Here is a 12413-nt window from a genome sequence, read left to right as displayed (position 1 = left end):
CGAGAGAAATAAATAACCGTAGAATTATGGAATCCCATAATTCTACGGTTATTTTAATACTATAAAAATGTTCTTTGTACTTTTTCCCAGAAGGAATTGTTTTTTAATTTAACTGTTTTAATTTGTTTATCGCTTAAGCGTACAACAGCTTTTTCCACTTGTTTAATGCTAAGCGCTTCGTTATCCATGCCGATAACAGGATAATCGTTACCGTCTGGTCTTAGTTTTAAAGTGAGTGTACGTTCGTGATTTAAAATAAACGGTGAACCGAGCGTACGGTATGTGTTGTTATTTAATGATGCTAGTTCGCTTACTTGGAAGCACGGGATAAGCGGATCAACAACTGCACCATGTAATGATTTGTTGTAAGCTGTACTTCCTGTTGGGGTAGAAACTACTAAACCGTCCCCTCTAAATGTTTCGAAGTATAAATCATCAACGTGAACATCTACAACGAATGTTTTAATAATGCTAGAACGTAATGAAAACTCATTTAAACAATAGAAAGATGTACCGTGATCTACATCTACCTGAATTGTTGGATATTTGCGCACTTCAATTTCATTTTTTGTAATTTCTTGAAGGGCTGTATCGATGTGATCAATGTGGAAATCACAGTAGAACGAAATTTCATCTTTCGTAGAAATCCCTGCGTATAAGCAATCTTCTCTAAAACCAGTTTTACGAACGGCTTGTAAGAAGGTTGCATCATCTCCAACACTGACGATAGCGTTTGCATTTTTTGAATGATCTAATATGGTAAATCCATTCTCTTTTAAAATACGATAGATTGGTTTCATTTTTTCAACGAGCGTTGCTTTGTCATCACCATAAAAGAAAAATAAATTGCGACGATCTGCCATTATGTATCCCTCCACTGCAGTTAAATTTTCTGTTTTTCGTGCTACATATCATTAGAGTCCGTTCCCTGATGATATGTTCAAATAATATATTTCGATACAAATTGTCAAAATACCTTTTTATTTTTAGAAAAATTTTTATATTCAATCTTATGAAACTCTGTTTAATGATGAATAAACTTGTCGATAATGGGTACGGAGTGAAAGGATGATACGTATGAAGTGGCTCGTAATTGGAATAATAATTCTTCTCCTTTTTATTTTGCTTATACTATTGTCGAAAATATCACTTAAGGTGACATTTTTATATTCAGAAATGGAAAAGCAATGTTTATTTCAAGTGAAAATATGGATGATTCGATATACATTTGATGTGTTGGAAAGAATTGAAAAGCAGCAGAAGAAAACAGGACAAAAAATCGAAAAAGCTGAAGAGGACGGCGGACTAGATAATAAAATTATGGCGCAACTTGACAGTATTGGGGAACTGATAAAAAAGCTTCAAGACGTTCATACTATCGTTAAAGATTTTCTCAAACGAGTGAAAATCAATGGTTGGAAATGGCATACACAAATTGGAGCAGGCGACGCAGCTAGTACTGGAATTGTCACTGGATATGCATGGGGGACAAAAGGAATGGCTGCTGGAGTTGTCGGACAATATATGCATATTGTCGACGTACCAGAATTTGAAATTACTCCTGTTTTTCAAGGGAAAGGATTTGCATCGAGATGCGAGTTAACAGCATCTTTTCGTATATTCCGTACTGTAAAAACAGCGGTGAAATTACTCGTGTTTATGAGGAAGCAAAGATCTGGTATGACAGAAAAATCTGTTCAAGCATAGGGGGGATATAGAATGGACCATCCAATTCAAGGTTTAATGACAACGGCAATGCAGCATTTAAAACAAATGACTGATGTAAATACAATTGTTGGTGACCCAATTAAAGCGGCAGATGGAAGCGTAATTCTTACAGTTTCGAAAGTAAGTTTCGGATTTGCTGCTGGTGGAAGTGAATTTGGTAAGGTAGAACATTCAGGCCGTCATCCATTTGGCGGGGGAAGTGGTGGAGGAGTTTCTATTAATCCTGTTGCTTTTCTTGTTATAAATGGAGATGGTGTGAAAGTATTACATTTAGATAAGCAAACGCATGTCATCGATAAAATAATTGAATTAGCGCCACAAGCTGTTGATAAAGTGAAAGAAATGATGGATAAACGAAAAGAAGATGATCCTGAATTTCAAATTTAACGAATAAAGAAGCTAATCAATAGGTTAGCTTCTTTTATTTTTTTGTAAATAAAGCGATTTTATTTGCATTATCGATAGGGACAAACTATCATTTACATTGTACATATTTTGTTTAAATAAGGGAGGATTTTCAAGTGGCAAACGTAACTTTTAAAGGTAATCCAATGACTTTAGTTGGAACAGAAGTTAAAGTTGGCGATCAAGCGCCAAACTTCCAAGTATTAGCAAACGACTTATCTCCAGTAAGTTTAGAAACATACAAAGGTGAAGTGAAATTAATTAGTGTTGTACCTTCAATCGACACAGGTGTGTGTGATGCACAAACACGTCGTTTTAACCAAGATGCAGCAGGTATTGAAAACGCGAAAGTATTAACAATTAGCGCTGATTTACCATTCGCTCAAAAACGCTGGTGTGCAGCAAACGGTTTAGAAAATGTTGTTACACTTTCTGACCACCGTGACCTTTCATTCGGTGAAGCTTACGGCTTAGTAATGAAAGAACTTCGTTTACTTGCTCGTGCAGTATTCGTAGTAGATAGCAATGACAAAGTCGTTTACGTAGAATACGTAAACGAAGGTACAAGCCATCCAAACTATGAAGCAGCATTAGAAGCAGCTAAATCTGCAAAGTAATATGAAGGAAATGACCTCTTATAAAGAGGTCGTTTTTTCTCATATATTGTTGCGTAATGGTATCAATATATGAGAAAAAACGTTATATCATATATAACTTGAAAGGGAGCTCTTTACAGGAGGTCGCTTTTTCTTTTTGGAAAAAATCACTTTGTGGTATGATATAAGTTATGTGTAAAAGAGAGAAGGAGGAATGTACGTGAGTCAGACAGTGGAAACATTATTTTCTATTTTTGATTCTTCTGCGGTAGTTTTACGTAAGGAATTAGATGTAACATATTTAGAGGCGCTTGTAGAAACAGGTGATAACTTGTTTGAAGGAGCGATTTTACAAGAGGAATTATCTGAATCAGCAATTGAAAGGCTGAATCGTGAATATAGTACGTTTAATGAAGAAACATATAAAGGTGAAGAAATTCGTAAAGCATTTCAGTTAGCCATCTTAAAAGGAATGAAAGAAGGCGTACAAGCGAATCATGAAATGACGCCTGATGCAGTTGGGATGTTCATGAGTTATTTATTCCATAAATTTATGCAAGGTCAAAACGAGATTACAGTTTTAGATCCTGCAATTGGAACAGGCAACTTAATGACTACAGTGTTTAATAGCGCCAAAGAAGGACTAACAATGAGTGGATTTGGTGTAGAAGTGGATGAAGTGCTAATTAAACTTGCTTTAGTAAATGCAAATTTACAAAAGCATGCAATCGAATTCTTCCATCAAGATGGACTAGCACCACTTTATATCGATCCAGTTGATGCAGTCGTTTCAGACTTACCGATTGGTTACTATCCAAACGAAATCGGTGCAAGTGAATATAAATTAAAAGCAGATGAAGGAATGTCGTATGCCCATCACTTATTTATTGAACAAAGTGTGAAACATACGAAAGAAGGCGGGTACTTATTCTTCTTAGTACCAAACTTCATTTTTGAAAGTGATCAGGCGCCAAAATTACATGCATTTATTAAAGAAACATGCTTTATTCAAGGGTTATTACAGCTTCCTGTTTCCATGTTTAAAAACGAGAAAAATGCAAAAAGTATATTTGTTCTCCAAAAGAAGGGCTCTAATGTAACAATGCCAAAACAGGCGTTATTAGTGGAGTTGCCTAAATTCTCTAACATGAAGGCGATGGAGAACATTATGGATCAATTAAATACTTGGTTTGCAACCCATAAATAAAGCAGGATATATGTAACAGGGTTAGTAATTTATGTAGTACAGTTTTATATGATATGTCATATTTTTAAATATATACAAGATTTAACTGAATTTTTTTGAAATCTGTAATATATATTTTTTCTTGGTGTTACAATTTTTTCACTTGAAATATATGTCGGACGATGTTTAAATTAAAATCGTGAGTATAAAATTTGCTAATGATGAAACGTTTTCATATTTAGTAAATTTGATCAGATAAAATCGAGCGGTTTGTGGAAACATCCACACAACTACCAAGAGAAAAAGGGGCGAAAGACTAGATGTCAAAAATCATCGCGATTAACGCAGGAAGCTCTTCCTTAAAGTTCCAATTATTTGAAATGCCAAGTGAAACAGTATTAACAAAAGGTTTAGTAGAACGTATCGGTTTAGAAGATAGTATCTTCACTATTACTGTAGATGGCGAAAAACAAAAAGAAATTACAAACATTCCAGATCACGCAGTAGCAGTTAATATGCTTCTAAAAAAATTAACTGAAAACGGAATCGTTAAGTCTCTAAATGAGATTGGCGGTATCGGTCACCGTGTTGTTCACGGCGGCGAAAAATTTGCTGACTCTGTTCTAATTACTGATGAAGTATTAGCTGATATCGAAGAATTAAGCGATTTAGCACCACTTCACAACCCAGCAAACATTGTTGGTATTAAAGCATTCCAAGAAGTATTACCAAACGTACCAGCAGTAGCAGTATTCGATACAGCATTCCACCAAACAATGCCGGAATCTGCATTCCTATACAGCCTACCATATGAGTACTACGAGAAATTTGGCATCCGTAAATACGGTTTCCACGGAACTTCTCATAAATACGTAACTGAGCGTGCGGCTGAATTACTAGGTCGTCCACTTGAAAGCTTAAGCTTACTTTCTTGTCACTTAGGTAACGGTGCAAGTATCGCAGCAGTAGAAGGCGGTAAATCTATCGATACTTCTATGGGCTTCACTCCACTCGCTGGTGTAACAATGGGTACACGTTCTGGTAACCTTGACCCTGCGTTAATTCCATACATCATGGAAAAAACAGGCCAAACAGTAGAAGAAGTAGTTAACGTATTAAACAAGAAGAGTGGTATGTTAGGTCTTACTGGTTACTCTAGTGACCTACGTGACATCATTGCGAAAGAAGAAGAAGGCGACCACCGTGCGAAAGTAGCACTTGATGTATTCGTAAGCCGTATCCACAAATACATCGGTTCTTACACTGCTCGTATGAAAGGTGTAGACGCAATCATCTTCACAGCTGGTGTAGGTGAAAACAGTGCAATTATTCGTGAGCGCGTATTAGAAGGCCTTGAGTACATGGGCGTATACTTCGACGTAAAACGTAATAACGTATTCGGTGAAGAAGCATTCATCAGCTTCCCACACTCTCCAGTAAAAATTATCGTAATTCCAACTGACGAAGAAGTTATGATCGCTCGTGACGTACTACGTCTTGGAGATATTGGTTAATATATAAAAAGAAAGACGAGATCCTATAGGATTTCGTCTTTCTTTTTATATATTTTAAAATTCCATTTGGATATAATACTTTTTCCTTTTGAATGAATGCCGTAATAGGAATCCATTTCGCATACGCTACTGCTTGCTCATCTTGTATATTTAGTATTTCCATTTCATATAGTGATGTGTCTAATAAACGTAAAGAATATAGTTGAATGATTTCATGACCAACGTCCCCATCTAGATGAAAGACATTTTCTAAGCAACCTAAATAATTGGTGATTTCTATCTCCGTATGAAGTTCTTCTTTAAACTCCCGAATAACAGTATCTGCGGATTTCTCACCAAGTTCAATTGAACCGCCAAGAGGACGATAATATGTTTCGCCTTCTGTATGATATTCTTGTACGAGAAGGTAATCTTGATGTACAGCAAGACCGAAAGCTTTTGCACGTGGATACATATAGAATCACTCCTTATTTTTTTGTATAAGGACGATTATAATGTATAGTGTGATAAAAGTATCCTGTATTTAAGCGTGCGGTCTAATTGTAATCCCATCAAATAAGTCTTTCCAAAATGCTTCATTGTATTGGTATACATCCATAATCGGGCATTTCATAACGCAAATATGTTGTAATCCCCAATCTACTTCGGTGATAGTTGGTATATCGGTAGGAATTAGTAACAGAACAGAGAATTTATGTGTAACTATTTGAGATAAAATTTGTTCTAGGGAACATGCTTCTTCGTATGTTCCTCCAGTTCGAATAAACAATATGGATTCTGCCGTTTCAATTGTAGTTAGAAAACGGTTAATTCGATGCTCATAGTTTAGCTTAATTTCTGTATAAGAAGGCCAAGATGTTGGTGTGTTTACATCTGTTTTAAAGTCATGACAGGAGTCGATTTCATAAAGGTTGTCCCTTAATCTTAATTTTGCATCATCATCCCAAAATGAGATGAAGGATAAGTTTTCGAAATGTAAAAAACGGTCAAAGCGATTTTGTAATAATACATTCACTTTTTCTAATGAAGGGCTTAGCATAAAATCGATAACACCAAAAAATGGTGATAATTCTAATTGGTATAATGCCCAAGCAGGCCAGCAGTTTTGTCCTAAGCTGAATACTGCGTTATAATTTTGTTTTAGATTGGATAGATTCATGTGATGCATCTCATCCTTTTTGCTATTATGTTATGTCACTCATAAAGGGTATGTGAAAAGCGATATACAAGCATATTTGTAAACAATAAGCAGAAATATGTTACAATAGAAAAAAATCGAACGAGGTGGTTGTTACGATGCGATCGAAGCGAGAACAAGCCATTTTAGACAATATAAAAGAATGGGAAGCGCAATTAGTTGAGCAAGAAGCGACCGATTTTCAAAAAGTGTTTGATAAATGGTTACATACTACAGTTGCGAAATTACCTGAAAAAAAGCGAAAAGAATTCTTTACGAAAGCAGATGGATGGCTCTTTCATTTGCATGCATTTATTCAAAGTTCACAAGCACAGTTAGATGCACGTAATCGGATTTTAGGAACATCGAGATTATTTGATGAATCGATTGAGCAGCTTGAAGATTTGAAAGCATTATCTATTGACCAGTTAACATACATAGCAGAGCAGCAAACAGCTCGTCATCGTTTATATTCATTTGTACAAGGCGGGGCGACAGGTGCTGGAGGTTTATTATTATTAACGGCTGATTTTCCAGTTATGATCGCGTTAAATGTGAAGGCTGTTCAACTTATTGCAACATCATTTGGGCATGATGTGAACAAGCCTTATGAAATGATGCTTGCGTTAAAGGTATTTCATGCGTCATTACTACCAGGAAGACTTCAGCAATACGCATGGTACAATTTACTGCAAGAGCTGGAGCAAGAAGATTCATTCTTCTATGAAGGAGACGAAGCAGTGTTACAAACAGCTTCTACTGAGGTTGTGTTAAAACAAATTTTGAAAACATTTTCGATTTATGCTCTTCGTCGTAAATTATTCCAAGGTATTCCGGTGATTGGGATGGCAATTGGATCTACAGTGAACTATCGTTTAACAAGAAATGTTACTGAATTTGCAAATAGATTTTATCAAGTGCGCCATATAGTTGAGAGAGAAAAAAGAGCGTAAAAAAAGCGAGAGGCCGAAGCCTTTCGCTTTTTTAATTTGTTGCATGTTTTTTGGACATTGGAACAGATACTGGCTGCTTTTCTGCTGTTTTTTCTGTTTTTGGATAATAAATTAAATCCAATGTTTTTGCCTGTACGGCAATAGAAAGAATAGTAAAAGCAATTTCTGTCCAATTTAAATAATATAATGAAAGCGCAAGAACAATCGCGTCAAAGACGAAGAAAATTTGCCCAATTGTAAAACGAGTTCGTTTACTTAATACAATTGTTAAAATATCGTCTCCACCGGTTGCACCGCCAAATCGCAATATAAAACCGAGTCCAATACCAGCTAACGCACCGCCAACTATTGCAGCTATAAATAAATTATTTGATAAATCTACCGTAAATGGAGAATAATTTTCCATTAAGGAATAAAATACTCCGAATGAAATAGAACCTAGGAATGAATAGCCAACCATTTTTCTACCTAAAAATGAAGCGCACAGTAAAATAATTGGGATATCCATTAATACAGTTGAAATAGATGGTGAAATATCATAAAAATTTTGAATGAATAGTGCAATCCCTACAAAGCCACCTTCTGTTAAGTGGTTTTGGAAGTGAATGTGATATAGCGCTGCTGCTAAAATAAATGAACCGATTAAAACCATAAAAATTTCTTTAATAATTTGCCGACTTTGGATGTTCCTCATCGTTATTCCTTCTTTCCGTAGTTAGTAGTCCTTTTTGTGTTGTAAACTAACTACGAGCTCACATGTAGCTTTCAGTTAGTTTACGAAAAAACTAACTACGCTATATGTCGCTGAAGAAATAACGAATAATCCTCTCGTCCATCAATTCTCCCTACCTTCGTTTTAGTTTAAGTCTTAAAACGACTAAACAAAACGTGGAGTAGGATTCGTTATTTAGCAATCCTGCTCTTCTTTGTTTTGTTTAGCTAGTAACAATTAAGTCCTAAACAAAACGCTATGTGTAAGAAGAGTCTTTTTTTTGCCAAATTATCCTTCGGGCAATCATAATTTCCCCACTCTCGTATTTTTTTCGCTAGACTAAAGTATCTGAGCTGAAAAATACGCTACGTGTATGATTCGTCAATACGATGCCACATGCTCCTTCGAGCGATCATGATATCAAAATCCCTTCCTTCAAGATTTATATTATTATATCATACTTTCAAAAAATGTATGCGGATGGAAACCGACAATAAACGGAGGGAATCTACAAAAATTGTTATGTTTAAATATTTTTGTAGAAAAGCCTAAGTTATTTCGCTAAGTCGGACAGTTTTTTTAGTTTGTCCAATAAGTAAGAAAAGAAGAGTTTTTATTTAGTTGTATTCTTCTCATCACCTTTATCTTTAAAAAATGCATCCCAGCTAATCACACTTAAAAAAGTTAAAGCGATAATAACAAAAGCGCGCATAGGTTTGAGACCTCCTTTTGTACATAGTATATGAATCATTCGATTCGGAATGTGTCATTTTTTTACAAGTTCTAACTATTATGAGAGTATATTAATATAGATAGATAAAGGGGAGGGAAAGATATGCTAAAAGACATGTTCAAAAGAAAAGAATTAATATGCGTTTCATGTCAGAAAAAGATTCAATATGAAGAAGAGCTTGTTGCTTTTGTGAAGTTGCCGAAAGAAAGAAGTATATTAGTTGGCCCGTTTGATGTGTGTTTGGCGAAAACAGCGAGAGAAATATATTGTAAATCGTGTTACGACAAAAAAGCATGACCCAAAGTAATTGAGGGGCATGCTTTTTTCATTGGTGTGCTTTTCCCTCAGATACATTTTGAGTGAGTCGATACCAAAGCCAAAGGTCATTAATGATGGAAGCAAGGTCGGCAATTTCTGAATTTAGTTTACAAGAAATTTCGAAGTCTTCTTCGTGATTTAAATGATGTTGTTTTGTATTAATATAGTGTTCGAGTTCTTTTATACGATCAGGAATTTTCCCGCGAACTTGTTCCCATTTTAGTAAAATAGCATGTTGCATTTTTTCGGGGATGTCTTCCCAGTCTCCTTGTAAATCTGGAATTTCAATTCCTAGATGTTCATTGTATAAGAAATACTTTTCCATGAGTTCACCCCCATTTTCCTGCTTATATTGTACATAAAAATAGAAAGAAGTTCGACGAAATTGTTTGAAAAAATTTGAAAATGACTCTTGATACATTTTGTAAAAGGTGTTAAAGTGTGAATTATTATAAAAGAAAATGAATATTTATTCTTTAGGGGGATGCAAAATGGAGAAGAAAAAAGTTGTATTAGCATATTCCGGAGGTCTTGATACTTCCGTTGCAATTAAATGGTTACAAGAGAAGAATTATGATGTTATCGCGCTTTGTTTAGATTTAGGGGAAGGCAGAGACTTAGGATTTGTGAAAGAAAAGGCACTTTCAGTTGGTGCGATTAAATCCTATATGGTGGATGTTCAAGAAGAATTTGCGAATGAATATGCATTGATGGCAATGCAAGCACACACGTTATACGAAGGGAAATATCCTCTTGTTTCGGCATTATCTCGTCCGCTTATTGCGAAAAAATTAGTAGAAATAGCAGAACAGGAAGACGCAACTGCAGTTGCACATGGATGTACAGGGAAAGGAAATGATCAAGTTCGTTTTGAAGTTTCTATTCAAGCATTAAATCCTTACTTAGAAGTGATTGCGCCTGTACGTGAATGGAAGTGGTCACGTGAAGAGGAAATTGCATATGCCAAAGAAAATGATGTACCGATTCCGATTCATTTAGATAGCCCATTTTCAATTGATCAAAACTTGTGGGGACGTAGCAACGAATGTGGAATTTTAGAAGATCCATGGGCAGCGCCGCCAGAAGAAGCATATGAAATGACATTAGCGTTAGAAGATACACCGAATAAACCAGAGTTTGTAGAAATCGGATTTGAAGCAGGCGTACCGACGACTTTAAATGGCACTGCACATTCACTTTCAGAATTAATTAAAACGTTAAATGCACTTGCTGGAAAACACGGCGTTGGACGTATTGATCACGTAGAAAATCGTCTTGTCGGTATTAAATCGCGTGAAGTATACGAATGCCCAGCAGCAATGACGTTAATCACTGCCCATAAAGAGTTGGAAGATTTAACGCACGTAAAAGAAGTAGCGCACTTTAAACCAGTGATCGAACAGAAAATAACAGAACTTATTTATAATGGCTTATGGTTCTCTCCTTTAAAACAAGCGCTTCATGCATTTTTACAAGAAACGCAAAAGCATGTAACAGGTACAGTGCGTGTGAAATTATTTAAAGGTCATGCGATTGTAGAAGGACGTAAATCTGAATACTCTTTATACGATGAGAAATTAGCTACGTATACTGCCCAGGATGAATTTAATCATGATGCAGCAGTTGGATTCATTTCATTATTCGGTTTACCGACGAAAGTATACAGCCAAGTGAATCAAAAGAAGGTGGAAGCGTGAGCAAACTTTGGGGCGGACGTTTTACAGAAGAAGCGGAAGCGTGGGTTGAAGAGTTTGGAGCATCCATCGCCTTTGATCAACAATTAGTAGGTCAAGATATAAATGGGAGTATTGCACACGTAACGATGCTAGCAAAGCAAGGTATCGTTACGAAAGAAGAGGCAGAGAAAATAAAGATAGGACTTCAATATTTATTGAAAGACGCAAAAGAGAATAAGCTACAATTCTCAGTAGAAGCTGAAGACATTCATTTAAATATCGAAAAGATGTTAATTGAACAAATTGGCGAAGTAGGAGGGAAACTTCATACAGGCCGAAGTCGTAACGATCAAGTGGCGACAGATATGCATTTGTATTTAAAAGAAAAGGTAGAACATATTATAAAAGCTACAAAACAATTGCAAGCTGTCCTTGTTCATCAAGCAGAAAATAATATTGAAACAATTATGCCTGGCTATACGCACTTGCAGCGTGCCCAGCCAATTTCATTTGCTCATCATATTCTTGCTTACTTTTGGATGTTAGAGCGTGATGTGAATCGTTATGAAGATTCATTAAAGCGTATTAACATCTCCCCATTAGGAGCAGGAGCGCTCGCTGGGACGACATTCCCGATCGACAGAGAATATAGTGCGGAACTTCTTGGATTTAATGGAATCTATGAAAATAGTTTAGATGCGGTAAGTGATCGTGATTTCATACTGGAGTTTTTAAGTAATTCATCTATGCTCATGATGCACTTATCACGTTTTTGTGAAGAACTTATTTTATGGAGTAGCCAAGAGTTTCAATTTATTGAAATGAGCGATCAATATGCGACAGGTAGCAGCATTATGCCGCAAAAGAAAAATCCGGATATGGCGGAACTAATTCGTGGTAAAACAGGCAGAGTATACGGTAGTTTATTCAGTTTACTTACAGTAATGAAAGGATTACCGCTCGCTTACAATAAAGATTTACAAGAAGATAAAGAAGGAATGTTTGATACAGTCAAAACAGTAGAAGGATGCCTTCATATTATTTCAGGCATGCTTGAAACGATGACTGTAAACAAAGAAAAGATGGGGCAAGCTGTGACGCAAGATTTCTCCAACGCAACAGAAATTGCCGACTACTTAGCAAACAAAGGACTACCATTCCGTCAAGCTCATGAAATTGTTGGGAAGTTAGTGCTACATTGCACACAAAAAGGAATTTATTTATTAGATGTCCCGCTTGAAACATATAAAGAAATGAGCTCTTTATTTGAAGAAGATTTGTATGAAGTTCTTTCACCATATGCGGCTGTAAAGCGTCGTAATAGTGCTGGTGGAACAGGATTTGATCAGATTGAAAAAGCTTTGGAGAAGGCGAAGAGATTAACGAAAGAAGTTATTAAGAATTGAATTGGGAAG

14 protein-coding genes are annotated in these 12413 nt (G+C 35.9%); 9 read left to right on the top strand and 5 right to left on the bottom strand.

Translation table 11 applies throughout. From position 1 onward, the window contains the following. Positions 1–59 precede the first annotated feature (59 nt). Positions 60–863 (bottom strand): NAD kinase, encoded by an 804-nt coding sequence (locus COK05_RS03160; protein ID WP_098611417.1) that lies wholly within the window; start codon positions 861–863, stop codon positions 60–62. 205 nt (positions 864–1068) lie between these two features. On the opposite strand from COK05_RS03160, the gene COK05_RS03155 reads away from it, so the two are divergent. From COK05_RS03155 to ackA, 5 genes are all read left to right on the top strand, one after another. After that, entirely contained in the window at positions 1069–1707 is a 639-nt protein-coding gene (locus COK05_RS03155; RefSeq protein WP_098611416.1) for a DUF2953 domain-containing protein, read from the top strand. A 12-nt stretch (positions 1708–1719) separates the two neighbouring features. Beyond that, positions 1720–2115 (top strand): GerW family sporulation protein, encoded by a 396-nt coding sequence (gene ytfJ / locus COK05_RS03150; RefSeq protein ID WP_000350003.1) that lies wholly within the window; start codon positions 1720–1722, stop codon positions 2113–2115. Positions 2116–2249: 134 nt separating this feature from the next. Continuing rightward, positions 2250–2750 carry a thiol peroxidase gene (gene tpx, locus COK05_RS03145; RefSeq protein ID WP_060632534.1) on the top strand — a complete coding sequence of 167 codons (501 nt, stop codon included), beginning with the start codon at positions 2250–2252 and terminating at the stop codon, positions 2748–2750. A 199-nt stretch (positions 2751–2949) separates the two neighbouring features. After that, a complete protein-coding gene (locus COK05_RS03140; protein ID WP_000084365.1) occupies positions 2950–3936 on the top strand; it encodes a class I SAM-dependent methyltransferase in 987 nt (328 codons plus the stop codon). Between the two features lie 299 nt (positions 3937–4235). Further along, complete coding sequence (gene ackA, locus COK05_RS03135) at positions 4236–5429, top strand: acetate kinase (protein WP_098611415.1); 1194 nt, start codon at positions 4236–4238, stop codon at positions 5427–5429. Here ackA and COK05_RS03130 read toward each other — a convergent pair. Continuing rightward, positions 5386–5883 (bottom strand): NUDIX hydrolase, encoded by a 498-nt coding sequence (locus tag COK05_RS03130; RefSeq protein WP_098611414.1) that lies wholly within the window; start codon positions 5881–5883, stop codon positions 5386–5388. The two genes, ackA and COK05_RS03130, sit on opposite strands and share 44 nt — an antisense overlap. A 69-nt stretch (positions 5884–5952) precedes the next feature. Further along, the gene (locus tag COK05_RS03125; protein WP_098611413.1) at positions 5953–6588 is read right to left on the bottom strand and encodes a DUF1796 family putative cysteine peptidase; all 636 of its coding nucleotides are present in this window, start codon (positions 6586–6588) and stop codon (positions 5953–5955) included. Between the two features lie 137 nt (positions 6589–6725). On the opposite strand from COK05_RS03125, the gene COK05_RS03120 reads away from it, so the two are divergent. After that, complete coding sequence (locus COK05_RS03120) at positions 6726–7559, top strand: EcsC family protein (protein ID WP_061666056.1); 834 nt, start codon at positions 6726–6728, stop codon at positions 7557–7559. Between the two features lie 31 nt (positions 7560–7590). Here COK05_RS03120 and COK05_RS03115 read toward each other — a convergent pair whose 3' ends face one another. Then, entirely contained in the window at positions 7591–8253 is a 663-nt protein-coding gene (locus tag COK05_RS03115) for a YitT family protein (protein ID WP_098611412.1), read from the bottom strand. Between the two features lie 853 nt (positions 8254–9106). On the opposite strand from COK05_RS03115, the gene COK05_RS03100 reads away from it, so the two are divergent. After that, positions 9107–9301 carry a hypothetical protein gene (locus COK05_RS03100; RefSeq protein WP_141538873.1) on the top strand — a complete coding sequence of 65 codons (195 nt, stop codon included), beginning with the start codon at positions 9107–9109 and terminating at the stop codon, positions 9299–9301. A 28-nt stretch (positions 9302–9329) separates the two neighbouring features. Here COK05_RS03100 and COK05_RS03095 read toward each other — a convergent pair whose 3' ends face one another. Beyond that, positions 9330–9647, bottom strand: a complete 318-nt coding sequence (locus COK05_RS03095) for a radical SAM protein (RefSeq protein ID WP_098611410.1) — start codon at positions 9645–9647, stop codon at positions 9330–9332. A gap of 166 nt (positions 9648–9813) precedes the next feature. On the opposite strand from COK05_RS03095, the gene COK05_RS03090 reads away from it, so the two are divergent. After that, complete coding sequence (locus COK05_RS03090) at positions 9814–11019, top strand: argininosuccinate synthase (RefSeq protein WP_098611409.1); 1206 nt, start codon at positions 9814–9816, stop codon at positions 11017–11019. Then, entirely contained in the window at positions 11016–12404 is a 1389-nt protein-coding gene (argH, locus tag COK05_RS03085) for an argininosuccinate lyase (protein WP_098611408.1), read from the top strand. The genes COK05_RS03090 and argH overlap by 4 nt, the downstream gene beginning before the upstream one ends. Positions 12405–12413: the final 9 nt, after the last annotated feature.

Source organism: Bacillus cereus, assembly GCF_002567495.1.
Taxonomy (GTDB): Bacteria; Bacillota; Bacilli; order Bacillales; family Bacillaceae_G; genus Bacillus_A; species Bacillus_A cereus_AQ.
The sequence above is the reverse complement of the archived record's forward strand: the minus strand, read 5'-3'. Positions and strand labels throughout refer to the sequence as shown.